The sequence below is a fragment of the Ruania alba genome (assembly GCF_900105765.1).
Classification (GTDB): domain Bacteria; phylum Actinomycetota; class Actinomycetes; order Actinomycetales; family Beutenbergiaceae; genus Ruania; species Ruania alba.
The window spans coordinates 1,646,315-1,670,633 of sequence record NZ_FNTX01000002.1; the positions used below are offsets into that span (position 1 = coordinate 1,646,315).

Below are 24,319 nucleotides of genomic sequence, written 5' to 3' on the forward strand. Positions count from 1 at the left end.
ACACTGGCGACCGTGTCGAGCGTGAACACCCAGAACCCGGACTCGAGCACCGCCGCGCCCTCCGGAGTCGTGGCCGCTCTGCGTTCGGTGGTCGCCGGGGACGTCGACGACAGCACCCGCCGCCGGGCCGAGTACAGCACCGACGCCTCGAACTACCGCGTGGTTCCCCAGGTGGTGGTCTTCCCGCAGTCCACCGAGGACGTGATCGCCACCTTGCGCGTGGCCCGTGAGCACAGCACCCCGATCACTGCCCGCGGCGCCGGCACCTCCATCGCCGGCAACGCGGTGGGCACCGGGATCGTGATCGACTTCTCCCGCCACCTGAACCAGGTGCTCGAGATCGATCCGGAGGCCCGCACCGCCCGGGTCCAACCCGGTGTGGTGATGTCGCAGCTGCAGAAGGCCGCCGCACCGTACGGGCTCCGGTTCGGACCTGACCCCTCCACCCAGTCCCGGGCCACCCTCGCCGGGATGATCGGCAACAACGCCTGTGGCCCGCACGCCGTGGCCTGGGGGCGCACCGCCGACAACACGATCTCCTTGGACGTGGTGGACGGTGCCGGCCGCCGGTTCACCGCCGGCCGCGGCGGTCTGGACTCGGTGCCCGGCCTGGACGAACTGGTCCGGGACCGGCTCGCGCTGATCCGCACCGAGTTCGGCCGGTTCGGTCGCCAGGTGTCCGGGTACTCCCTGGAGCACCTGCTGCCGGAGAACGGCGCCGACCTGGCCAAGTTCCTCGTCGGCACCGAGGGCAGCCTGGTCACCGTGCTCGAGGCCACGGTGCAGCTCGTGCCGATCCCGAATGCTCCGGTGCTGCTCGCCGCCGGATACCCGGACATGCCCTCGGCCGCGGACGCCGTGCCCACGATGCTTGCCCACTCACCCCTCGCCGTCGAAGGTCTCGACGCCGAGCTGGTGGAGATGGTGCGCCGGCACAAGGGCGATCACGCCATCCCGGACCTGCCCGAGGGGGCGGGCTGGTTGCTCATCGAGGTCGGGGGCGCGGACGAGGCCGAGGCGCTCGCGAATGCTCGGTCGATCGCCGCCGACGCCGGCACCGAGGCAGTGCAGATCATCCCCGCTGGTCCGGAGGCCGCCGCGATGTGGCAGATCCGCGCTGACGGCGCGGGGCTGGCCAGCCGTACCCTCGACGGCGCGCAGGGCTGGCCCGGGTGGGAGGACGCCGCCGTCCCGCCCGAGAAGCTCGGCGCCTACCTGCGCGACTTCCAGGCCCTGATGGACTCCTACGGGGTCTCCGGGCTGCCGTACGGGCACTTCGGGGACGGCTGCATCCACATCAGGATCGACTTCCCGCTCGACCCCGACGACGGCCCGGACGGCGTGGCTCTGTTCCGCCGGTTCATGTTCGCGGCCGGTGAGTTGGTGGCCTCCCACGGGGGCTCTCTCTCCGGGGAGCACGGGGACGGGCGCGCCCGGGGGGAGCTGTTGCCCCTGATGTACTCCGCCGAGGCGATCGGCACCTTCGAGGCAGTGAAGGCGATCTTCGACCCGGACGACCTGCTCAATCCGGGCGTCGTGGTGCGCCCGCGCCGGGTGGACGATGACCTGCGGCGCCCGCAGGTGCGGCCGTTGCCGATGCTGTCCGGTTCCGGCTTCTCCTTCTCCCACGACGGCGGCGACATGGGCATGGCGGTGCACCGGTGCACCGGTGTGGGCAAGTGCCGGGCCGACCTGCCGAGCTCGTTCATGTGCCCCTCCTACCTGGCCACCCGAGACGAGAAGGACTCCACGCGCGGACGCGCCCGGGTGCTGCAGGAGATGGCCAACGGTTCTCTCGTGCAGGGCTGGGACTCACCGGAGGTGCACGAGTCGCTAGACCTGTGCCTGTCCTGCAAGGCATGTTCCAGCGACTGCCCGACCGGCATCGACATGGCGCAGTACAAGTCCGAGGTGCTGCACCGCAGCTACCAGGGCAAGGTGCGCCCGGTGGCCCACTACGCCCTTGGCTGGCTGCCGCGCTGGGCGCGCGCGATCACCACGGTGCCGGCCGTGACCAAGGCGGTGAACGCCGTCCTGGGGGTGCGCCCGATCGCAAAGCTGGTGCTCACCCTGGGTGGGATGGATGCGCGCCGGTCCATGGTCACCTTCGCCGAGGAGTCACTGCCGCGCTGGTGGCGCAGGCGCAAGGCCCCGATGGCGCAGGGCCGGCCCACGCAGCCCGGCACGGCCAGGCCGGAGGTGCTGGTGTGGGCGGACTCGTTCTCGTCCTACCTGGACACCGAGGGTGGTCGCGCCATGGTGGAGCTGCTTGAACAGGCGGGCTACACGGTTCGGCTCCCGGAGGCGAGTGTGTGCTGCGGGCTCACCTGGATCTCCACCGGACAGCTGGACGGTGCCCGCACACGATTGCGTCAGACCATGGACGTGCTGGCTCCGTATGCCGAGGCGGGCATCCCGATCGTGGGCATCGAACCGTCCTGCACGGCCGTGCTGCGCTCGGACCTGCCCGATCTGTTCCCGGACGACCCGAGGGCTGCGCTGCTCGCGGCGAATACGCGCACCCTCGCCGAGCTGCTGATGGCCGAGGCGCCCGTGGGCCCCGAGAACTGGACCCCGCCGGACCTGACCGGGGTGACCGTGATCGCGCAGCCGCACTGCCACCAGCACGCGGTGATCGGTTATGCCACCGACCTGGCGCTGCTCGAGCGTGCAGGTGCGGAGGTCACCACGCTCACCACGTGCTGTGGCCTGGCGGGCAATTTCGGGATGGAAGCCGGGCACTACGACGTCTCGGTGGCGGTCGCCGAGCAGTCCCTGGTGCCTGCGCTCGCCGCAGCACCTCCGGACGCGGTCTTCCTCGCGGATGGATTCTCGTGCCGTACCCAAACTGAACACTTGACCAACGTTCGCGGCGTACACTTGGCACAGTTGCTCACGGGCCCGGGGGCTGTACGGCGTGTGGGTGGCTGAGACCACACGCCGTCCTACGCGAGAGCGAGTGCCTACACGACATGCCCTCCTTCGCCTTCGACTCCGGACTGCTCGTTCCCACCGTCCTCGGACGCCGCACGAGCACCCCACTGACACCTGAGCTGCGCCATGCTCTGCGGGACTATCTGCTCGATGTGATCGGCGTCGATCTGTTCCCGGTGGCCTGGTCGGACGGGGCCGATCCGGTGCTGACAGCCCTCGATCCCGCTGGCCAGGTGGTCACCGCCGTGGTGACTGACGCGATCGACGGCGTCGGGTTGGTGCGTGCGCTGGCGCGGGCCGGGGAGACCTCCGCATCCTCCTGGCTCGACATCGCCGCCCGCTATCCGGGTGGGGTGGCGGCGTTCCGCACCGCCTGGGCGCGGTTCCGCGAGGCCCGCCCGGTGGGTGCTCAGCCTGGTCCGCAGCTCTTCGTGGTGGCCGGGTCCGTCGACCCGGAGGTGCTGGCGGCCACCCGGGTGATGCACGGCGTGCGTGTCTACTCGGTCGATCTTCGTCCCGGTGCGGACGGTCAGCAGGTGGTGGATGTCTCGCCGGTGCACACGGCGACCGTGCGAGTGCTCGATCATGTGGTGCACGAGTCGGAGGAACTGGCCCTGACGCCGGAGACCTCGCCGATCTCGGCCGGGGAGACGGCGGTGATCGCTCCCGTGGTCACTGAGCGGGAGGACACCGCCGGTGCCGAGAGCGAACACGCGGCGCCGTCGCAGGCCGAATCCCCGTCAGAGGCCCAGCCGGAGGTCGAGCCCGACCTGCACCTGCAGGCGGTCGCAGATCTGGTGGGCGCACCGATGCCGATCGAGGTGCACACCGGCGGTCAGACTCGGGTGGCGTCGCTCTCTGCGGACGGCAGGGTCGTCCTGGACGGTGCTCGATACCCGACCCTGGAGGAGCCCACCGAACGGATCGGGCTGGACCCCGGGCGTGCCTGGCTGGTCTGGCAGATGGCAGGGTTCCCGATGGCGGACGCTCGCGACGAGGCCGCCCGCGCGGCTGGGCCGCCTGCAGCCCAGGAGGGCGGCAGCAGCTCCCGTGGGGAGAGCCGCCGCGCCCGCCGCCACGCGCAGCGCCACACCAGCAGCGCCCACCACCCCTGACGCGAGTGCGCGCCTTCTCGCTCACGTGGTGAGAAATACGCGATATCGACCGCACTCGCTGCCTCTCGAGTGCCCTCAAACAAGTGGTAGCGCGCTCCGTAGGTCCGGCAGCCCCTCACTCAGGTACTCGGCCCGCAGCGCCTCCCGCGCGACCACGTCGTCCCAGCTGCCGCGCCCGGTGGCGGCCTTGATCCAGGTCGCGGCATCGGCCACGGTCAGGTCGTAGCCGGTGCGGCGGTTCACCACCTCCACCAGGGCCTGCGCCACCAGTTCGCGCGCCCCGGCATCCACCGGTGCGGGAGCGGTCATCGCCGGAGCGAGGTCGTACCCGTGCACCACCAGCTCCACGAGCCGGGTGACCACGAAGTCCTGCACGGTGATCGGTGCCCTCCGGGTCCGGACCACCGCGTCCGGGCCCGCGTCAGCCAACGTCGCCAGGTGGGCGAACGCGCGCTCGGCCGTACGGTCGAGCCCGGTGAGCGGATCGTCGGCGATCGCGGCGGCGAACTCCCGGGTGACGCGGTCGATCCGGGCGAAGTCGGCGGCGTACCCGGCGAGATAGTCCGCGAGCGGGACGGGTTCGCTCGGTGCATCGGCGGAGTCCGGCTCGGCGGCGATGATCGCATCCAGGGCGCGGCCGAGGTGCGCCACCAGGTCCCCCACGGTCCAGTCCGGCAGGCTGCTCGGGCTCGCGAGTACCTCGCTGCCCATCTCCTCGAGCCGTCCGCGAAGCAGGTCCCACTGGTCCCGCAGCTCGTCAAGATACCTGTTCAAGGTCACCATCGCCCCATCCTGCCCCACCCCCTCCCGCGAGTGCGCGCCTTCTCGCTCATTTCCTGAGACATAGGCGAGATTGAGCACACTCGCGCCGCTGTGAGTGAGCTAGCGTCGGAGGATGAGCACACGGTGGGGAATCCTCGGACCTGGTCGGATCGCCGAGAAGGTGGCCGCAGACTTCGGCAACGTCACCAACGGGACCCTGGTCGCCGTCGGGTCCCGCTCGGCCGAGCGTGCCCAGGCATTCGCGCAGACCTACGGGCAGGGGGACGTGCGGGCGCATGTAGGCTATGAGGCCCTCCTCGCGGATCCGGACGTCGATGCTGTCTACATCGCCACCCCGCACAGCGACCACGCCCGCCAGGCGATCGCCGCCATCGAGTCAGGCAAGGCGGTGCTGATGGAGAAGTCCTTCACCGCCACCCTCGACGGCGCCCATCGCGTCGTGGAGGCTGCTCACCAGCACGAGGCGTTCGTAATGGAAGCCATGTGGACCCGGTTCCAGCCCGTGGTGCTCCGTGCCAAGGAGTTGGTGGCCGACGGCGCGATCGGCCAGGTGCGTGCCGTCCAGGCCGACCTGGGGGTACGTCGCCCGCTCGACCCGACCGATCGGATGTTCGCTCTCGAGCTCGGCGGTGGCACGCTGCTCGACCTGGGGGTGTATGTGGTCTCGTTCGCCCAGCACTTCCTCGGGGCGCCCGACTCGGTGCAGGTGACCGGATCGTTGCTGCCGGAGACCGGGGTGGATGCCGAGGCAGGCATCCTGCTCGGCTACGACGACGGTCGCAGCGCCACCCTGCAGACCTCGTTCCGCCTCCCGTTGCCCGGGCAGGCACGCATCTACGGCACGGACGGCTGGATCGACATCCTGCCCCGCTTCCACCACCCGAACGACCTGGTGCTGCACCGTCAGGGCGAGGACGCCCGGCCCGAGCACCTGCCGCCGTCGGGGGCCGGCTATGCCGAGGAGTTCATCGAGGTGGGCCGGTGCCTGGCCGAGGGGCGCACCGAGAGCGATGTGATGCCCCTCGCCGACACCCTCGCCGTGCAAGCGGTGCTGCAGGAGGCTGCCGACCAGCTCGGGGTGGCGCTGCACGAGCGCTGAGGACGCACTCGATGACGATCGAGTGCCGCCGTTCTCGCCCATATCTCGCCGCTTGAGCGAGATTGGCCGCACTCGCGATGAGGGAGGTCAGGCCTCGAGGAATTCGGTGAGGATCGGGGCGAGCTGATCGTTCTCGATGAGGAAGCCGTCATGCCCGAACGGGGAGTCGAGCTCGCGGTACACACCGCGCGGAACGCCGTCGGCGATCCGACGGGACTGCGAGGGCGGGAAGAGCCGGTCCGAACTGACTGACAGTGCCAGGGTGGGTGCCTGGATGGAGGCCAGGGCTGCCTCCACGCCGCCGCGGTCCCGCCCGATGTCGTGGGTGAGCATCGAGTCCGAGAGCACCACGTAGCTGTTCGCATCGAAGCGGCGGGCGAGTTTGTCGGCGTGGTGGTCCAGGTAGGACTGCACCGCGAACCGCCCGTCGCCGCCGAGCGGGTTCTCCCCACCTTGCGGCAGTCGGCCGAACCGTTCGTCCAGCTCGTGCGCGCTGCGGTAGGTGGTGTGCGCGATCTGCCGCGCCAGGCCGAGCCCACGGTGCGGACCGTCGTCGGGCGCGGCGTCGTAGTAGTCGCCGCCGCGGTACTTCGGGTCGGCCTTGATCGCGCCCAGCTGGGCATGCGCCCAGGCGATCTGGTCGGCCGAGCTCTGCGCACAGGTGGCGATCGGTGCGATCGTGGCCACCCGGTCCGGCGCTGCCAGGGCCCACTCCAGCACGCGGTGCCCGCCCATCGAGGCGCCGATCACCAGCGACCATCGGCTCACGCCCAGCCGGTCGGTGAGCTCGAGCTCGGCCGCGACCTGATCGCGCACGGTCAGGTACGGGAACCGGCTGCCCCAGGGGGTGCCGTTCGGAGCGTCGGAGGACGGCCCCGTACTGCCCTGACACCCGCCGAGCACGTTCGGGGCGACCACGAAGTACCGGTCGGTGTCGATCGGCTTGCCGGGGCCGACCATGGCCGACCACCAGCCGCCCGTGGGGTGCCCCGGCCCGGCATCGCCGGTGACGTGGCTGTCGCCGGTGAGCGCGTGCAGCACGAGGATCGCGTTGTCCCCGGCGGCGTTGAGCTCGCCCCAGGTCTCGTACGACATCCGTACCTGCGGCAGGCGCCCACCGGCTTCCAGGTGCAACGGGCCGAGGTCGACGAACATCCGATTGCCCACTGGGTCGCCCTCGCGCCAGGCCCCGGACGCCGGGACCGGCCCCTTCGGTCCCTGGCGCCGGAGCGGAGCACGACGCGCCGGGGCGTCGCGTCCGACGCGTCCGGCTGGGCTCGTCTCCCAGGTGGTCACGGAGTCCACGGTAGTTCCTCTTGCGCCTCTGCGCCTATGAGTTCCGCACTCCGGCTGCTGCGGTGAAGCCCTTCTCCAGGTCGGCGAGGATGTCGTCGAGGTGCTCCAGGCCCACGGACAGGCGCACCAGACCAGGGGTGACGGCGCTCGCGGACTGCTCGTCGGGGGTCAGCTGGCTGTGCGTGGTGGACGCCGGGTGGATGACCAACGAGCGGACGTCGCCGATGTTGGCCACGAGCGAGTGCAGCTCCAGGGCGTCGACGAACGCCTTGCCGGCCTCCAGGCCACCTGCGATCTCGAACGCGAGCACGGCCCCGGGCCCCTTCGGCGTGTACTTCGCGGCCAGCTCGTAGTACGGGCTGGACGCCAGCCCGGCGTAGTTCACCGAGAGCACGTCCTCCCGCGCCTCGAGGTACTCGGCCACCTTCTGGGCGCTGCCCACGTGCCGGTCCATCCGCAGTGAGAGCGTCTCGATGCCCTGCAGCAGCAGGAAGGCGTTGAACGGGGAGATCGCCGGGCCGAGGTCGCGGAGCAGCTGCACCCGCGCCTTGAGGATGAAGGACAGGTTCACGCCGAACGCGCCGCCCTCGCCCAGGTCGCGGGCGTAGACCAGGCCGTGGTAGCTGGGGTCCGGGGTGTTGTAGTTCGGGTACTTCTCCGGGTGCGCGGCGAAGTCGAACTTCCCGCCGTCCACGATCACGCCACCGATGGAGGTGCCGTGGCCACCGAGGTACTTCGTGGCCGAGTGCACGACGACGTCCGCTCCGTGCTCGATCGGGCGCACCAGGTAGGGGGTCCCCACGGTGTTGTCCACGATCAGCGGGACGCCGACCTCGTGCGCGACGCCGGCCACGGCCTCGATGTCGAGCACGTCACCCTTGGGGTTCGGGATGGTCTCACCGAAGAAGACCTTGGTGTTCTCCTGCGCGGCCGCGCGCCAGCCCGTCGCGTCGTTCGGGTCGTCGACGAAGCTCACCGAAATGCCGAGCTTGGGCAGGGTGTAGTGCAGCAGGTTGTACGTGCCGCCGTACAGCGACGAGCTGGCCACCACGTGGTCGCCCGCCTCGGCCACGTTGAGGATCGCCAGTGTCTCGGCCGCCTGGCCGGAGGCCACCAGCAGGGCGCCGACGCCGCCTTCGAGGGAGGCGAGGCGGTCCTCCACGACGGCGGTGGTCGGGTTGTTCAGGCGTGTGTAGATCGGCCCCAGCTCGGCCAGCGCGAACCGGTTGGCGGCCTGGTCGGTGTCGGAGAAGACGAACGACGTGGACTGGTAGATCGGCACGGCGCGGGCGCCGTTGTCCGAGTCCGGGGTCTGACCGGCATGGATCTGTCGGGTCTCGAAGTGCCAGTTCTCGCTCATCGCGGGTGTCTCCTTGGGTCGTGGCCGGGATCGAGGTGTGCCGATCGGGGTCCGGCTTTGGATGGTGCGCGGCGCTCGCACCCTACGTCCGTTCAGATTCTGTCTCGTTCAGGGCGATCTGGTGTCTCGAATCTCGGACGATTGGGAGGAGCTGCGGCACATTTCCGGGAGACGAGCCGTCTCGAGAGAGTGGTGGGGCTGGTGTGAATCTTGTGACTACTGGGCTTCATGTTCACAAATGGGCTGACATCGAGTACGTTGGGGCGCGCATCTGACTCGTTCGTCAACTCGACACGCCGGTTGCGTGAATTGTTGGTGATCGGGCCGTGAGTCCACGATCGAGGAGCAGGACAGTGACAGCACGAACCACTCGGCGGCGGATCGCTGCCGTGCTCGGCGCGGGCGCTCTGTCGGTGACCCTGTGGGCCGCGCCGGCCGGGGCAACCCCTGATATCCCCAGCACTGACGACATCGAGGAGGCCGAGCAGGCCGAACAGAGCACGGCCGAGCAGGTGGCCGCGCTCGAGGTTCAGCTCGCCCAGAACGCCGCAGCGCTGGATGAGGCGAACGTGGCGGCCGCTGTCGCTGCTGAGGACTACAACGTGGCGGTCGTCGAGCGTGACCAGGCCGAGGCCGACGCGCAGGCCGCGGCCGAGGCAGCGGAGCAGGCCGACGCCGACGTGGCCGAGGCGAGCCAGGCGGTGGCCCGCATCGCGACGGCGGCGTACCGCAATGGTGGGAACCTGCAGCAGGTGGGGATCTTCCTCTCGGCGGACGGTGTCGAGGAGGCGGTGGACAGCGCCACCACGTTCCGGATGCTCGGTAGCAACGCCGACGAGGCCTACCAGCGGTTGGACGCCGCCGAACGCGTTGCCGACGTGATGCACTCGCGATCCGAGGATGCGCTCGCCGAGGCGGAGGCTGCTGCCGCTGAGCTTGAAGACGCGTCCCGCGAGGCTGACGCCGCGGCCCTGAATGCCGAGAATCTCGTGTCCGACAGTGCGGCCGAGCGTGACCGGCTGATCCGTGAGCTCGCAGCGCTGCGCAACACCACGGCCGAGCTCGAGGCGGAACGTCAAGCGGGCCTGGAGGCGCAACGTCGCGAGCGGGAGAACGCGGCTGCGGCGGCTGCGGTGGGGGCGCAGGTCGAGACGGAGCGGGACACCGATGAATCGTCGCGGAGCGGTGGACGGACTGAGCCCGACCCCGAGCCGGAGTCAGAGCCGGAACCAACTCCCGCCGATCCTGGACCGACGTCTGAGCCCGAGTCCCCGCAGCCCGCGCCGGAACCGGAGCCGGAGCCAGAACCGGAGCCCGCGCCTGAGCCAGAACCTGAGCCCGCGCCTGAGCCAGAACCGGAGCCGGAGCCAGAACCGGAGCCGGAGCCCGAGCAGCCCTCGGGTGGTGGCTCGTCCGCAAGCGCCGGGCAGGGCGCCGTCAACTGGGCGATGACCCAGGTGGGTGACCGGTACGTCTACGGCGCGAACGGCCCCGACGAGTGGGACTGTTCCTCGCTGACCCGCGCCGCCTACAACTCCGTGGGCATCTACCTGCCGCGCACCTCGCGTGACCAATACCGGGCCACGGCGAACGTGCCGATCGACCAGATTCGCCCGGGTGACCTGATCTTCTACTCCAGCAACGGCACTGCGTCGGGGATCTATCACGTGGCGATCTATGCCGGTGACGGGATGCGCGTGCACGCGGCAAACCCGCAGACCGATGTCGAATACACATCGATGTGGTGGAGCAACGTGATGCCCATGGCCGGGCGGCCCTGACGGGACTGGCCGGCGCTCAGCCGCTGATCGAGGCGAGTTGAGCGGGACTGAGCACGATGGCCGGAACGGACGTGCCGCCGTCGAGGATCGTGCTGAGCAGGCGGTGGTAGCCGTCCAAGATCGCCACGCCGTGGCTGCGCCGCACGGCGTGCACAGGGAACGTCACGTCCACGGCACGAACGCGAGCCAGGTGATCGGGAAACTGGTCGGGGACGTTCAGCACCTCACGCGGTGATACCTGGAACCGCATCCCGTCTCGCTGCCACAGCGGCAAGTCCAAGAGCCAGTCCAACGCGGTGACCGATACACGAGTCACGGGACCGGTGATGGCCCAGAGGTCCTCCAAGCGCCACGCCTCGTCGCCGAACGCGGCACGGATCGCCGGCGGGGTCTGCCGGAGCAACTCCTCGCGTGTGACGTCCGGGGCAGACCTGTCAGCTCCGGACGCTGAGCCCATCAGGCTCAGTGCCCGATGTGTGGCTGCGGGTGGGTGTACCCGGTCTCCTCGGCGCGGGTGAAGGAGTTGCGGATCTCCTCCTCGGCGGCCTCGCGGCCCACCCAGTGCGCACCCTCCACGGACTTGCCGGGCTCGAGGTCCTTGTAGACCTCGAAGAAGTGCTGGATCTCCAGGCGGTGGAACTCCGAGACGTCGTCGATGTCGCTGCGCCAGCTCGCGCGCTGGTCGCCGACCGGTACGCACAGCACCTTGTCGTCACCGCCGGCCTCGTCGCGCATCCGGAACATGCCCAGCGCGCGGCATCGGATCAGACACCCGGGAAACGTGGGCTCCTCGAGCAGCACCAGTGCGTCGAGCGGGTCACCGTCCTCACCGAGCGTGCCGTCGATGTAGCCGTAGTCGTCGGGGTAGCGAGTCGAGGTGAACAGCATCCGGTCGAGACGGATCCGGCCAGTCTCGTGGTCCACCTCGTACTTGTTGCGTTGCCCCTTGGGGATCTCGATGGTGACGTCGAATTCCACAGCCTGTCTCTTCCGGTCTCGTGGTGTACTACCCCTAGTGTGGCCTACCGCAGGCACCGCCGGTGAACATTGGTGGGCATTCGCGGGTCGTGCGTGTTCGCGCCGTCCCGCTGACGACGACAGACAGGGTGGCAGTGGCGGGATCCAGGACGAGCACGACGGCGGCCGGTCGCCCCGTGCCCCCACGCCGCCCGGGCGGCCGGGGCAGGTCGTCCGCGGCAGCGGGGGCGGCCGCACGTGAGGCCGCTCGCCGGCGGATGTACCGACGGCGACGCATGACCGTGCTCTCTGCGTTCCTGGTGCTTCTGCTCGGCGGGTATGCGGCGCTGGATGCCAACGACGTCGTGCCAGGGGTGCTCACCCGTGACGCACCCTGGCCGGATCCGGAGCCGTTCCCACAGGTGGCGGCGGGTGCGCCTGCGGCCGCTCCGGACAGCGTACCGGGCCCGAGCACGGATGCCCCGATCCCGAGCACCGAGGCGCTCGCGGACCTCAGCTCGACCCTGGTCTCGTCCGGTGACGTGGGGCCGGCGCCGGGGCTGCTGGTGACCGACGTGCTCACCGGGGAGGACCTGTACGGCGCCCGGGTGAGCGAGTCCTACGTGCCCGCCTCCAGCGTGAAGCTGCTCGCGGGTGTTGCGGCGCTGGCCAGTTACGGCGACCAGCACCGGTTCACCACGTCCGTCGTGGATGCCGGTGACGGGGTGGTGACACTGGTGGCCGGGGGAGACCTCACCCTCGCCGAGGGCGAAGGTGACCCCGACCAGGTGATCGGCCACGCCGGGCTCGCGGATCTGGCCGCCGAGGTGGCGGAGGAACTTGACGCGCAGGGCCGTAGCGAGGTGCAGGTGGCCCTGGACGACACGCTGTTCACCGGTCCTGCTCTGGCGCCGCGCTGGGGCGATGTGGACATCTCCGGGGGGTGGGCGATGCCAATGGCCCCGGTCGCCGTCGACGTGGGTAGGCGCGACGGGACCAACGTGCGATCGTCCGACGCGGCCATGGACGCGGCGGAGATGTTCGCCGACGCGCTCGCGGCCGCGGGTATCTCGGTGACCGGGGACGTCAGCCGGGCTGCGGCGCCGGAGGGGGCTGCCGCACTCGGTGCGGTGGAGTCGGCGCCGTTGCGCGACCTGGTGGCGTACACGCTGCAGCATTCCGAGAACATCCTCAGCGAGGTGCTGGGTCGGATGACAGCGGTGGCGACCGGGCACGAGGCAAGCTTCGACGGAGCGGGCGAGGCGGTGATCTCGGTCCTCGACGAGCTGGGGCTGGACCCCTCCGGCTCGTCGTTGGCGGACACGTCGGGGCTGAGTTCGGAGAGTGTCCTGACCCCACGGTTGCTCACCGATGCGGTCCGGTTGGCATCGGACGGCAGCCATCCCGAGCTGCGGTCCTTGGTGGACGCGCTCCCGGTGGGTGGGCTCGAAGGAACTCTGGCCAGCCGACTGACGGATACAGAAGCGACGGGCAGCGTGCGCGCCAAGACGGGGACGTTGCCGCAGGTGGTGGCACTGTCCGGGATCGTGACGACGGCGGAAGGGCGCCTCCTCGCATTCACGGTGCTGGCGAACGACTTCCCGCGCGGGACGGCCTACACGGCACGGATCGCGGTGGATGAGTGGATCTCCGGAGTGGCTGCGTGTGGGTGTTCTGACCCCGGTGGAGCGTGATCGGAACGCTCAGCGGACGCCTGGCTGTTCCGGGGCGCTGGCCGGTCAGGTCAGCGATGGAAGGTGAACCGGGTGCAGTCTGTGGGGAAGGAGAACCAGGCCAGCACCCGGGACGGTGTGATGACACGGAGTCCGCCGCCCTGCTCGCCTGCCCATGAGTCGGGCCCCGGGTCGTAGCCGTCGTCGTGATACTTGCTGAAGGCCGCGGACAGCCGCGCCCCGAAGTCATCCGGCTGTGCGGATGTGGCGGTCGAGGCGCCTTCGACGATGATGGCTTCCGCGCCTGATTCCAGGTGGAGGGAGACGGCCGGATTGCTCTCGAGGTTCCGGACGTGCCGGGTGGTCGGGGCGCCGTCGTACCAGAACCGGCCGTCGAGCCACACGCCCCAGCGGGGCACCGAGTGCGGTGTGCCGTCCGGCCGGACGGTGCTGAGCCAGTAGTGCTTGGCCGCGGTGAGCTGCTTCTCCACGTCGGCCCAGTCGAGCAGCCCGTCGCGGCTCGATGGAATGCCGTACCCGTCCGGCATGGTGGGACGTTCTGCAGTGGGGCCTTGTATGGACATGGGGCGAGGCTACGCCCGGGGATGAGGTCACGTGATGGGTGCGCAGTCGATTTGGTGCGGGCCGACGGACGGGAGGCGTGTGCTGGTGATGGGGTCGTATCAATGTGGGTTGAGGCGATCGGCCGATGTCAGTGGTGCCTAAAGAATGTGGAAGGACGTTGACAACCACGGGCTCCATGTTCTCGTCACGGGTCGCGAACTGGTCGGCGATGCCTGTGTGGATGGGTATTTCTGAGTCACTGGACGAGGACGTCCGTGTCGACTTTGTGGGGCGCCGACACTGTGCCTCAGTGGCGCGGACTTTTCCACAGGTGCCGATGCTGTCCAGCGCAATGTCAGTGCCCTCTGGGAGAATAAAGCCATGACCTCGACAGCCACTGGTACCGCGTTCTCGGCCCCGGCCGGGAATGCGGTGTTGGCTGCCCTGCGGGAGAACCGGACCGCAGCCCGGGCAGTGGATATCGAGTGCGCCGAGCTGGTGGTGGCGTGGGTGGGTGAGCGGGCGATCGACACGGCCACCCTGGGCGCCTTGAGGGGTGGGCCGGTGTTCGACCCTGATGAACACGCGGGCATGCCGGTTCCGGACGAGCACGCGGGCCTGCCGGGGACGGAGCAGCCGATGCGGTTGGCTGGGGATGGTGCCCCATTGGTCTCGGACCTGGAGTTCACCCGGTTGGCGACCGCGTTGGGGCAGTCGAACGAAGCAGCCCTGGCCTATGTGGGTGTGGTGGTCGAGCTCGCCTACCGGCTACCCCAGTTATGGTCCCGGGTGAGGGCCGGGCAGGTCAGCATCTACCGGGCCCGGGCAGTGACCCGAATGAGCAAGAGACTCCCGTTCGCCGGTGCAGCCTGGGTGGATGCGCAGGTGGCCTGGACGATCGGGTCCTGCACGGTGGCGCAGATTGAGCGGACCGTGAGTGCGGCGATGGCCACGTTTGATCCCGAACAGGCCGCCAAGGACGAACAGGCAGCGTTGGAGGGGCGCCACTTCGATATCCGTCTCGATGAGGCAGCCACCACCGCGGCACCGGGACCAGGAGCAGGATTGGGTGTGGGGTCGGTGGTGCGGGTCGAGGGCGGCCTCGACCTTGCTGACGCGTTGGATCTTGAGGCTGCGGTGTCCGACCAGGCCCGGGTGCTGGCCGGGTTCCTGCCCGGCACCAGCGAGGACGTGCGCCGCTCCATCGCCGTCGGTGACCTCGCCCGCGGACACACCACACTCCCGATCCCCACCACCCCCGGCAGCGGTGAGGGCGGCAGTGAAGGAGTTTCCGGCGGTGGCGCAGCACCGACCACCACGACCGGGACCAGTGTCGTGGGGGCGCCAGGTGCTACTGGTGGGATGGGTCGGACTGTGATGCTCTACCTGCACCTGCCCGCTGACGCCCTCAACGACCACGCCGAAGCCGGCACCGGTGAGAGCTCCGGTACCGGTGAGGGTGCGGGTAACTCTGGTGAAACGGGCCCTGTGTTCGGATCCGGGGTCGTGGGCCGGTGCGAAAACACCAAATCACCGGTCTCGAAAGAGCAGATTCGTCAATGGTGTGCCACCGCCGGCCGAATACTGGTCCGTCCCGTGATCGATCTGGCCGGGCACACCGATGCCACCACGTATGAGGCCAGTCCAAAACTGCGTGAACAGATCATTCTTCGTGACGGGCGGTGCCGGTTTCCCTATTGCAATCGCTCCGCGCGTTCTGCCGATCTGGATCATAGTGTTCCCTTCGACCGCGGCGGCCGGACCAGTTCGGTGAATATGGCCGCCTTGTGTCGACGTCATCACCGGGCGAAAACTCATGCCGGGTGGTCGTATTCGATGATCACCCCCGGCGTGTATTACTGGGCTGCACCCGATGGTGCGCATTACCTGGTCACGCCCACCGGCACGTATCCCATCCCCACCGCCGGCACCAGTATGGGGGCGCGAAACGGACGGGGCAGCCCTCGTGGCGGCAGTCCGCCCGAGAGCAGACACGACCAGCCACACAGCAAGGACGTCGCGGGCCCGCCGCGCCCAGACCTGCCCGGCCACACCGACCCACCACCGGTCTGACCACCCCGCCCCGAACCCCGCCGACACCACCGGTCGACGGGGCCACCGGCATGTCCGCGGTGACCCACCGGCTCGATCAGAACCGCACGGCGAGGAGGGGCGGGGTGCTGAGCACCTGAGTCGGCTCACGTGGTGACGCGGGTGGATCTGCCCACTCAGCCGCCTGTGGCGCTGGGCGAAGAGTGACCTTCTCGTCTCGCTGGGCAGGCGGGGCCGTGCGCTGTGCTCCCTGACCTGTGACCTGCAACGGCCCTCCAGGCGTGAGCACCCCACCTGTTCCTGACCTGCGCCGCGACCGCGCCCCGTAGGGTGGGCCCATGGGTGCGAACGTCAGCGACAGAGCCATCGACTGGCCACTCGCCACGAGTCGCGCCGCGGCCCTGACCCGGCCGGGACCGCGGGTGCCCCCGGCTGAACTCGCCGAGTTCGTGGCCGAGTTGCGTACCTCCGCCCGTGAGGCACCCGCACACGTCGGCGCCGTCACCGGGCTCCTCGAGCCCGCGCTGCAGGCGGGTTCCGGCCCGGTCTACGTAATCGATCGGCCCCGTTGGACCGAGGCGAACATCGAGATGCTTCGGGGCACCATCGGCGATGTCCTTCCTGCCCCCTCCCAACCCTGGGGCGCACGATTCGCCGGTGAAGAGCTGGGCGTCCTCCTCTCCCTGCTCGCCTCCCGCGTCCTCGGTCAGTACGACCCCTTCACCCGTCGCACCGATGGTGCTGACGGCACAGCCCCGGGTGCTGACGGCGCAGCCCCGCTCTCAGCGCAGCCGGGGCGTCTCGTGCTGGTCGCTCCGAACATCTGGCGCATCCACGACGATCTCGGCGTGCGGCGCCGCGACTTCGGGATGTGGGTGTGCCTGCACGAACAGACGCATGCCCTCCAGTTCGCCGCCGCGCCCTGGCTCAGCGACCACCTGCGGGAACGGATGCGGTCACTGATGTCCGCCGTCACGGACACCGACTCCGGAGCGCAACGCCTGCAGGACCTCCTGCGCGCCCTCCCCAAAGTGCTCACCGGCGAACGCCACGACGCCCCGGCCGGGGGGCTCGTGGACGCTGTGCTCAGCGATTCCGAGCGCGCCGCGATGGCGGAGATGGCGGCCGTGATGTCTCTGCTGGAAGGGCACGCGGACGTGGTGATGGACGCCGTCGGACCGCGTGTGGTGCCCACAGTGAAGAAGATCCGCAAGGCATTCGAGAAGCGCCGCGCCGGCACCGGACCGATCGACCTGCTGCTCCGGCGCATCCTCGGACTCGATGCCAAGCTCGCCCAGTACCGCAACGGTGCTGCCTTCGTGCGTGGAGTTGTCGACCAGGTCGGTCATGAGGGTTTCAACGCCGTCTGGTCCGGTCCGCACGCTCTGCCGAGCGCCGACGAGATCGCGGACCCCGCGGCCTGGGTGCGGCGTCTGCACAGCTGATGCCCGGTCCACAGCCTCCGGTCGCACGAGTGCGGCACACGGTGCGCACCTTCCTCGACGAGCGCCTCGCCACCGGCCGCCTGCGACCTGGCGACCTGCTCCTGGTGGCCTGCTCCGGCGGCCCCGACTCCCTCGCACTGGCAGCCGCGACAGCTTTCGTCGCGCCTCGTCTCGGCCTGCGAGCCGGCGCCGTCGTGGTCGATCACGGACTCCAGGGAGGCAGCGCCACGATCGCCGATACTGCTCGTGCCGCCTGCGCCGACCTCGACCTCGAACCCGCCACCGTGGTGCGGGTGCAGATGCCCCCCGACAATCCGGACGGCCCGGAAGGTGGTGCACGAGCGGTGCGCTACAACGCGCTCACCGAGGAGGTCGCCCGCACCGGCGCGGCCGCCGTGCTGCTCGGACACACCCGGGATGATCAGGCCGAGACGGTCCTGCTCGCCCTCGCCCGCGGTTCGGGGACCCGATCACTGGCCGGAATGGCCGCCGTCCGGGAGCCGTTCTGGCGCCCCCTGCTGAGTGCGACCCGGGCGGACACGCACGCCGTGTGCGAGGCGCTCGGTCTGCCGGTCTGGCACGACCCGAGCAACGCCGTCGATGGCCCCTGGCGCACCGCTGACGGCGAACCGTTGCGACGGAGCGCGATCCGGCATGTGGTCCTGCCCACACTCACCGAAGCGCTCGGCCCCGGCGTACCCGAGTCGCTCGCACGCACCGCCGAGCTCGCACGGGCCGATGCCGTTCTCCTCGACGAGCTCACCGACCAGGCCTGGGAGCGACTCGCGTGCAGTGAGCCGAACGGCACCGTCACCGCCCCCGTCGGTGAGCTGGCCGAGGTCCCGACGGCGGTCCGCCGCCGCCTCCTGCGACGTCTCGCCCTGGCCGCGGGGTGCCCGGGTGGTGCCCTCTCGCACGCACACACCGAGCGGATGGATGCGCTCGTGATCGCCTGGACCGGACAAGGGCCCGTGCATCTCCCAGGCGGCATCGACGCCGTGCGGACCTGTGGCAGGCTTGTGCTGCGCGTAGGTCCGGCCCGCCCGGCTCGCTGACCTCGAGGCACGCGCCGTTGAGTATGAGGAGAGTGGTGTGGACGCGACCGATATGGGCACCGACCTCAAAGAGGTCCTGCTGACCGAGGAACAGATCGGCACGACCCTGGACGAGCTGGCCGCCCACATCGACGCGGACTACGCAGGCAAGGACGTTTTGCTCGTGGGTGTCCTCAAGGGCGCGGTGATGGTGATGGCCGACCTTTCCCGGCGGCTGCACACCCCACTCACGATGGACTGGATGGCCGTGTCGTCCTATGGGTCGGGCACCAAATCCTCCGGTGTGGTGCGCATCCTCAAGGACCTGGACACCGACATTGACGGCAGGCATGTGCTGATCGCCGAGGACATCATCGACTCCGGCCTCACGCTCTCGTGGCTGCTGGCGAACCTGCGCAGCCGCAACCCCGCCTCCGTCGAGGTCGCCACTCTGCTGCGTAAGCCTGACGCCGCGAAGGTGGACGTGGACGTCCGGTACGTCGGCTTTGACGTGCCGAGCGAGTTCGTCGTCGGCTACGGGCTGGACTACGACGGCCGGTACCGGAATCTCCCGTTCGTGGGAACGCTTGCCGAGCACGTCTATCAACGGTGAACACGGCCGACCGCGTTCTGATAGTTGGCCAACGATCTCGTGCACGCACAAGTTCCGTCGTACTGCCATAGGCGAACACGTGCACGAGCTGCCAGATCTGTCGTATAGCGTCACCCGGTAGAACTGCTAGCAGGAGGGACCGGGGCGCGACCCCATAGGTGCGATGAACGTCAAGAAGCTGCTGCGTGGCCCACTGATCTGGATCCTGATCCCGATCATCGTGATCATCGTGAGTTTTCAGCTCATGAGTGGTGGCGGCGTGCGCCAGATCGACACCTCCGTGGGGCTGGAGCTGCTCGACGGAGACACGGTCGAACAGGTCGAGATCACCGACGGTGAGCAGAGAGTCAACCTCACGTTGAGCGAGCCCTACGTCGAGGGTGAGACCGACTACGGCACCGACGTGGAGTTCTACTACGTCACCCCCCAGGCCGACACGGTGGCCGAAGCCGTCGCGGCGAACGACCCCACCGGTGGGTACAACTCCGTCGTGCCGCAGACGCCCTGGTGGTCCAGCCTCCTGATGACGCTGCTGACGATCATCCTGCTGGTGGGTGTGTTCTGGTTCATCCTCTCGCGCATGCAGGGCGGGAACTCCCGCATGATGAACTTCGGCAAGTCCAAGGCCAAGCAGGTCACCAAGGAGACGCCGACGGTCTCCTTCACCGACGTCGCCGGTGTGGACGAGGCTGTCGAGGAACTGCACGAGATCAAGGACTTCCTCGCCGATCCCACGAGGTTCCAGGCGGTGGGCGCGAAGATCCCCAAGGGTGTGTTGCTCTATGGCCCACCCGGAACGGGTAAGACTCTGCTGGCCCGATCCGTGGCCGGCGAAGCGGGGGTGCCGTTCTACTCCATCTCCGGTTCGGACTTCGTGGAGATGTTCGTCGGTGTCGGTGCCTCTCGTGTGCGTGACCTCTTCGAGCAGGCCAAGGCCAACGCTCCGGCGATCATCTTCGTGGACGAGATCGACGCCGTCGGGCGTCAGCGTGGTGCCGGCCTCGGTGGTGGGCACGACGAGCGCGAGCAGACCCTGAACCAGCTCCTGGTGGAGATGGACGGGTTCGACGTCAATTCCAACGTCATCCTGATCGCCGCGAGTAACCGGCCGGACATCCTCGACCCGGCGCTGTTGCGTCCGGGCCGGTTCGACCGGCAGATCGCGGTCGAGTCGCCGGACCTGAAGGGCCGCGAGGCGATCCTCGCCGTGCACTCCCAGGGCAAGCCGATGGCGCCAGGGGTGGACCTGCACGCCATCGCCAAGCGCACCCCCGGATTCACCGGTGCCGATCTCGCGAACGCCCTCAACGAGGCTGCGCTGCTCACCGCCCGCACGAACGGGACGATGATCGGCGACGCCGAGCTCGACGAAGCGATCGACCGAGTGATCGCCGGCCCGCAGAAGAAGACCCGGGTGATGAACGAGAAGGAGCGCAAGGTCACGGCGTACCACGAGGGTGGCCACGCCCTGGTGGCTGCCGCGTTGCGCTATACCGACCCCGTCACCAAGGTCACGATCCTGCCGCGCGGTCGCGCCCTCGGGTACACGATGGTGATGCCCAGCGAGGACAAGTACTCCACCACGCGCAACGAGCTTCTCGACCAGCTCGCCTACGCGATGGGCGGCCGAGTGGCCGAGGAGATCATCTTCCACGACCCCACCACCGGCGCCTCGAACGACATCGAGAAGGCCACGGCCACGGCCCGCAAGATGGTCAAGGAGTACGGGATGAGCGAGCGGGTCGGAGCGATCCGGCTCGGCACCGCAGACTCCGAGGTGTTCCTCGGTCGCGACATGGGTCACCAGCGGGAGTACTCCGAGGACGTCGCCGGTCTGGTCGACGACGAGGTGCGCCGCCTCATCGAGAGTGCCCACGACGAAGCATGGACGGTACTCACCGAGTACCGGCACGTGCTGGACGCACTCGCGCTCGCGCTGCTCGAGCGGGAGACGCTGAACCAGGCCGAGCTGGCTGAAGTGTTCACCCCGGTGGTCAAGCGGGACCCGCGCCCCGTGTGGCTCTCCAGCCAGGAACGCACCGTCAGCCACATCCCACCGGTGCAGACCCCGGTGGAGATCGCTCAGGGTCAGGAGCCGATGCCACCCCAGGACGAGGTGGCCGCCGCAGGGGAGGACGGTCTGCCCGGCCAGGTGCCGGCACCGAACCCGACCCCGCCCGAGCCCTCGACGGATACCCCGGAACCGCCGTCGTCGGAGGACTCGGAGAACCGGGCGTGAGTGACGCCGGCACCATCGGCAGCTACGATGCCGCTGCGGTCGAGCGCGCGGTGCGCGACCTCCTGGTCGCCGTCGGGGAGGACCCCGAGCGGGAGGGGCTGCGGGACACCCCTGGTCGACTGGCGAAGGCGTATGCCGAGATCTTCGTGGGGCTGCGGCAGCGCCCTGAGGACGTGGTGCAGACCTTCTTCGACATCGATCACGAGGAGATGGTCCTCGTGCGCGACATCGAGGTGTACTCCACCTGTGAGCACCACCTGCTGCCCTTCCACGGCGTGGCGCACGTGGGCTACATCCCGTCCGAGTCCGGCACCGTGACCGGCCTGAGCAAGCTCGCCCGGCTGGTGGACGTCTTCGCCAAGCGGCCCCAGGTGCAGGAGCGGCTCACCACCCAGGTCGCGGACGCCCTGGTGGAGCTGCTCGACGCACGCGGGGTGATCGTGGTGATCGAGTGCGAGCACTTGTGCATGTCGATGCGCGGGGTCCGCAAGCCGGGCTCACGCACGGTGACCTCCGCCGTGCGTGGACTGATGCGCAACACCGCCACCCGCGCCGAGGCGATGAGTCTCATCGCGCGCGGTTGAGCAGTGAGCACGGCCGACGGCGTGGGTAGGGTGAGCGGGTGACCTCGCGCACGCACGTCATCGGTGTGGTCAACGTGACCCCTGACTCCTTCAGCGACGGCGGGCAGTGGTTCCGGACCGACGTCGCCGTCGCGCACGGACGCCACCTGCTGGCGCAGGGAGCGGACATGGTGGACATCGGTGGTGAGTCCACGCGTCCAGGCGCCACGCGGGTCCCGGTCGAGGAGGAGTTGGCGCGGGTGATCCCCGTGGTGCAAGCACTGGCTGCGACCGGTGCCGCGATGAGTGTGGACACGATGCGCGCCGAGGTCGCCGAGCAGGCCGTCGCCGCCGGCGCGCACATGATCAACGACGTCTCGGGCGGACGCGCCGATCCGGAGATGGCCGCAGTGGTGGCACGGACCGGCTGCCGGTACGTGCTGTCCCACTGGCGCGGGCACTCGGACGTGATGAATGACCTGGCTGACTACACCGACGTCACCGCCGAGGTGTGCTCCGAGCTCGGAGCACAGGTGGACCAGGTCAAGGCACGGGGAGTGCGCTCCGACCAGCTCGTGCTCGACCCTGGCCTCGGGTTCGCCAAGGAAGGCGTGCACAACTGGGAGTTGCTCGCGGGCCTGGACCAGATCATGAGCCTCGGGTACCCGGTGCTCGTGGGGGCCTCACGCAAGCGCTTTCTCGGGGAGTTGCTGGCTGCTGACGGCGCTGAGTCGATGCCGGCGTTCCGGGACCGGGCCACGGCTGCTGTCACCGCGCTCGCGGCTGTGCGGGGGGTATGGGGCGTGCGTGTGCACGACGTTGCTGCATCCGTGGACGCCGTTCGGGTGGCTCAGGCGTGGCGAGAGGCCGAGAATGGCCGGTGACATGGTGGGCGTTGAAAGGGCAGGGATGACGAGCCAACGCACGACGGGCAGCGGGGACAACCTCGACGAGATCCGGCTGCTCGGTGTCGGTGGTGTCGGACGGCACGGAGTGCTGCCGGAAGAGCGGCGGGATGGTCAGACCTTCCTCGTCGATCTGGTGCTCGGTGTGGACACCCGCGCCGCAGCGACCTCCGACGAGCTGACCGCGACGGTGGACTACGCAGCCGTGGCCGCGCAGGTGGTCGCCCTCATCGAGGGGGAGCCGGTCAACCTGATCGAGACCCTTGCCGCGCGTATCGCGGACTCGGCGCTCACCTACGACGGCGTCCACACCGTCGACGTGACCGTGCACAAGCCGGAGGCACCGGTCGGCGTGCCGTTCACGGACGTCCAGGTCACCATCAGACGCCCGGTCGTGGCACCAGTGCCGGCGCCCGCAGCACCGCCGGTGGACGCCGCCCCAGTTGCAGCAGCAGCCTCGTCCGCAGGGGCGAACCCGGCTGCCGTCGCCGCGGCGGCACCAGCCCAGCCTGTGCCGGACAGCGTCGCGTCACGGCGCCCGGCCCCGGACCTCGACGCCCCGCCGGAGCAACCGGTGCCCGTGGTGCTGGCGCTCGGTGGCAATGTCGGCGATGTCCGCGGCACCTTGCGCAGCGCGGTCGCCGATCTGCAGGACGCTGACGGACTGACCGTCGAGGAGATCTCACCGCTGGCGCGCACGGCCGCGGTCCTGCAGCCTGACGCCGTGGCCCAGCCGGACTACCTGAACGCCGTGGTGCTGGCCACCACCACGCTCGCCCCGCGCGAGCTGCTCGCGCTCACCCAGGACCTGGAGAACACCTATGGTCGCCGGCGCGAGGAGCGGTGGGGCGAGCGCACGCTGGACGTGGACATCGTCGTGTTCGGTGGGGTCACCTCGACCGACCCGGAGCTGACGCTGCCGCACCCCCGCGCGAACGAGCGCGCTTTCGTCCTCGTGCCATGGGCTCAGGCAGACCCGGACGCCTTCCTGCCCGGACTCGGCGGCGGACCGGTCGCCACCCTGGCCGAGACTGCACCGGATCGTTCCGGAGTGCGCTGGCTGGCATTGGACTGGCTCGAGGAGCCCAGCTCAGCGGCCCGCGCCCCGGTAGCGCCGGTGCCGCAGGCTGCGGCGGAGATGCCCTCCGACGTGCCCGCGGCTGAGCCGGAGCCGGCCCATGAGCAGGAGGAGGCCGACGAATCGGCGCTGGATCCCGCGTGGGACGAGCCCTCCGCTGAGGATCTCGGCGATCTTGAGCTGCTCGCGCGCGGGGACAAGGAGGAACCGCAGGCGCAACCGCAGCACGAGGAACCCGCGCAGCAGGACGAGCCTGCGTCCGATGCCCTCGGGTGGGTGCCGGAGAAGCCGGTCGAAGCGCCACCTCTCGCGCCTCGTTGGCAGCCGCTGCGCCGGGACGACTGAGAGTGATCACCCGGCTGGGCTGGCCCACGCTCGGCGCGATCGTGGTGGTCAGCGGAACGATCGCTGTGGTGGCGCTGCGTTGGTGGACCACCCGGGGCAACGTGGCGCCGACCGTGCCGATCCTGCTCGCGGGGGTGCTCGCAGCGCTGGCCGCACTGGTGCTGGTACTTGGGCTGCGCGTGCGCCGGGCCGTGAGCTCGGGACATCTGGACGACCCCGTCGGTGCCTCCCGGGTACTGGCGCTGGGGCAGGCCGCCTCGATCACTGCAGCGATCCACCTCGGCTACCTGGGTGCGCAGGCCGCGATCGCAGCAGGCAACCTGCAGGCCCCTGATCCACGAGAGCAGCTGATCCGCGTGCTGGTGGCGGTGCTCGCCGCCGGGGCGCTGCTGGTTGCCGGGATGATCACGCAATGGTGCTGCCAGGTCCCCGAGGACGATGACGACGACGACCCACCTGGCGGTACGGTCCCTGGCTGAGGGT

20 protein-coding genes are annotated in these 24,319 nt (G+C 69.7%); 14 read left to right on the forward strand and 6 right to left on the reverse strand.

The features are described 5' to 3' along the window. Positions 1 to 21: 21 nt before the first annotated feature. Positions 22 to 2,931, forward strand: coding sequence for an FAD-binding and (Fe-S)-binding domain-containing protein (locus BLU77_RS17745; protein ID WP_245709013.1), 2,910 nt, complete (start codon positions 22 to 24; stop codon positions 2,929 to 2,931). Positions 2,932 to 2,972: 41 nt separating this feature from the next. Beyond that, positions 2,973 to 4,049: a hypothetical protein gene (locus BLU77_RS17750; RefSeq protein WP_089774348.1), complete on the forward strand. Its 1,077-nt coding sequence runs from the start codon at positions 2,973 to 2,975 to the stop codon at positions 4,047 to 4,049. A 75-nt stretch (positions 4,050 to 4,124) separates the two neighbouring features. On the opposite strand, the gene BLU77_RS17755 is transcribed toward BLU77_RS17750, so the two are convergent. After that, positions 4,125 to 4,832 carry a maleylpyruvate isomerase N-terminal domain-containing protein gene (locus BLU77_RS17755; RefSeq protein ID WP_089774349.1) on the reverse strand — a complete coding sequence of 236 codons (708 nt, stop codon included), beginning with the start codon at positions 4,830 to 4,832 and terminating at the stop codon, positions 4,125 to 4,127. Between the two features lie 112 nt (positions 4,833 to 4,944). Between BLU77_RS17755 and BLU77_RS17760 the strand changes: the two genes are divergently transcribed. Next, positions 4,945 to 5,931: a Gfo/Idh/MocA family protein gene (locus tag BLU77_RS17760; RefSeq protein ID WP_089774350.1), complete on the forward strand. Its 987-nt coding sequence runs from the start codon at positions 4,945 to 4,947 to the stop codon at positions 5,929 to 5,931. Positions 5,932 to 6,018: 87 nt separating this feature from the next. On the opposite strand, the gene metX is transcribed toward BLU77_RS17760, so the two are convergent. Next, positions 6,019 to 7,236: a homoserine O-acetyltransferase MetX gene (gene metX / locus BLU77_RS17765; RefSeq protein ID WP_425441227.1), complete on the reverse strand. Its 1,218-nt coding sequence runs from the start codon at positions 7,234 to 7,236 to the stop codon at positions 6,019 to 6,021. Positions 7,237 to 7,261: 25 nt separating this feature from the next. Continuing rightward, the gene (locus tag BLU77_RS17770; protein ID WP_089774351.1) at positions 7,262 to 8,587 is read right to left on the reverse strand and encodes a bifunctional o-acetylhomoserine/o-acetylserine sulfhydrylase; all 1,326 of its coding nucleotides are present in this window, start codon (positions 8,585 to 8,587) and stop codon (positions 7,262 to 7,264) included. A 353-nt stretch (positions 8,588 to 8,940) separates the two neighbouring features. On the opposite strand from BLU77_RS17770, the gene BLU77_RS22220 reads away from it, so the two are divergent. Then, positions 8,941 to 10,368, forward strand: coding sequence for a C40 family peptidase (locus tag BLU77_RS22220; RefSeq protein ID WP_089774352.1), 1,428 nt, complete (start codon positions 8,941 to 8,943; stop codon positions 10,366 to 10,368). Positions 10,369 to 10,384: 16 nt separating this feature from the next. On the opposite strand, the gene BLU77_RS17780 is transcribed toward BLU77_RS22220, so the two are convergent. Together BLU77_RS17780 and BLU77_RS17785 are read right to left on the reverse strand one after the other, a co-directional pair. Beyond that, on the reverse strand, positions 10,385 to 10,825 hold the full coding sequence (locus BLU77_RS17780) for a hypothetical protein (RefSeq protein WP_089774353.1): 441 nt from the start codon (positions 10,823 to 10,825) through the stop codon (positions 10,385 to 10,387). Between the two features lie 5 nt (positions 10,826 to 10,830). After that, a complete protein-coding gene (locus BLU77_RS17785) occupies positions 10,831 to 11,346 on the reverse strand; it encodes an inorganic diphosphatase (protein WP_089774354.1) in 516 nt (171 codons plus the stop codon). 275 nt (positions 11,347 to 11,621) lie between these two features. Between BLU77_RS17785 and dacB the strand changes: the two genes are divergently transcribed. Then, the gene (gene dacB, locus BLU77_RS17790; protein ID WP_175477198.1) at positions 11,622 to 13,019 is read left to right on the forward strand and encodes a D-alanyl-D-alanine carboxypeptidase/D-alanyl-D-alanine endopeptidase; all 1,398 of its coding nucleotides are present in this window, start codon (positions 11,622 to 11,624) and stop codon (positions 13,017 to 13,019) included. Positions 13,020 to 13,069: 50 nt separating this feature from the next. Here dacB and BLU77_RS17795 read toward each other — a convergent pair whose 3' ends face one another. Continuing rightward, the gene (locus tag BLU77_RS17795; protein ID WP_089774356.1) at positions 13,070 to 13,582 is read right to left on the reverse strand and encodes a pyridoxamine 5'-phosphate oxidase family protein; all 513 of its coding nucleotides are present in this window, start codon (positions 13,580 to 13,582) and stop codon (positions 13,070 to 13,072) included. Between the two features lie 361 nt (positions 13,583 to 13,943). Here BLU77_RS17795 and BLU77_RS17800 point away from each other — a divergent pair, with 361 nt between their 5' ends. The 9 genes from BLU77_RS17800 (at position 13,944) to BLU77_RS17840 (ending at position 24,315) form a co-directional block, all read left to right on the forward strand. Beyond that, entirely contained in the window at positions 13,944 to 15,635 is a 1,692-nt protein-coding gene (locus tag BLU77_RS17800) for an HNH endonuclease (protein WP_089774357.1), read from the forward strand. Between the two features lie 317 nt (positions 15,636 to 15,952). Next, on the forward strand, positions 15,953 to 17,059 hold the full coding sequence (locus BLU77_RS17805; protein WP_089774358.1) for a zinc-dependent metalloprotease: 1,107 nt from the start codon (positions 15,953 to 15,955) through the stop codon (positions 17,057 to 17,059). Continuing rightward, positions 17,059 to 18,114 (forward strand): tRNA lysidine(34) synthetase TilS, encoded by a 1,056-nt coding sequence (gene tilS / locus BLU77_RS17810; RefSeq protein WP_089774359.1) that lies wholly within the window; start codon positions 17,059 to 17,061, stop codon positions 18,112 to 18,114. The genes BLU77_RS17805 and tilS overlap by 1 nt, the downstream gene beginning before the upstream one ends. A 37-nt stretch (positions 18,115 to 18,151) precedes the next feature. Then, on the forward strand, positions 18,152 to 18,706 hold the full coding sequence (gene hpt / locus BLU77_RS17815) for a hypoxanthine phosphoribosyltransferase (RefSeq protein WP_175477199.1): 555 nt from the start codon (positions 18,152 to 18,154) through the stop codon (positions 18,704 to 18,706). A gap of 163 nt (positions 18,707 to 18,869) precedes the next feature. Next, complete coding sequence (ftsH, locus tag BLU77_RS17820; RefSeq protein ID WP_089774360.1) at positions 18,870 to 20,945, forward strand: ATP-dependent zinc metalloprotease FtsH; 2,076 nt, start codon at positions 18,870 to 18,872, stop codon at positions 20,943 to 20,945. Beyond that, positions 20,942 to 21,529: a GTP cyclohydrolase I FolE gene (gene folE, locus BLU77_RS17825; RefSeq protein WP_089774361.1), complete on the forward strand. Its 588-nt coding sequence runs from the start codon at positions 20,942 to 20,944 to the stop codon at positions 21,527 to 21,529. The genes ftsH and folE overlap by 4 nt, the downstream gene beginning before the upstream one ends. A gap of 38 nt (positions 21,530 to 21,567) precedes the next feature. Beyond that, positions 21,568 to 22,392, forward strand: coding sequence for a dihydropteroate synthase (gene folP / locus BLU77_RS17830; protein WP_089774362.1), 825 nt, complete (start codon positions 21,568 to 21,570; stop codon positions 22,390 to 22,392). Between the two features lie 25 nt (positions 22,393 to 22,417). After that, complete coding sequence (gene folK, locus BLU77_RS17835; protein ID WP_175477200.1) at positions 22,418 to 23,836, forward strand: 2-amino-4-hydroxy-6-hydroxymethyldihydropteridine diphosphokinase; 1,419 nt, start codon at positions 22,418 to 22,420, stop codon at positions 23,834 to 23,836. 2 nt (positions 23,837 to 23,838) lie between these two features. Further along, positions 23,839 to 24,315 carry a DUF3180 domain-containing protein gene (locus BLU77_RS17840; RefSeq protein ID WP_175477201.1) on the forward strand — a complete coding sequence of 159 codons (477 nt, stop codon included), beginning with the start codon at positions 23,839 to 23,841 and terminating at the stop codon, positions 24,313 to 24,315. Positions 24,316 to 24,319 lie beyond the last annotated feature (4 nt).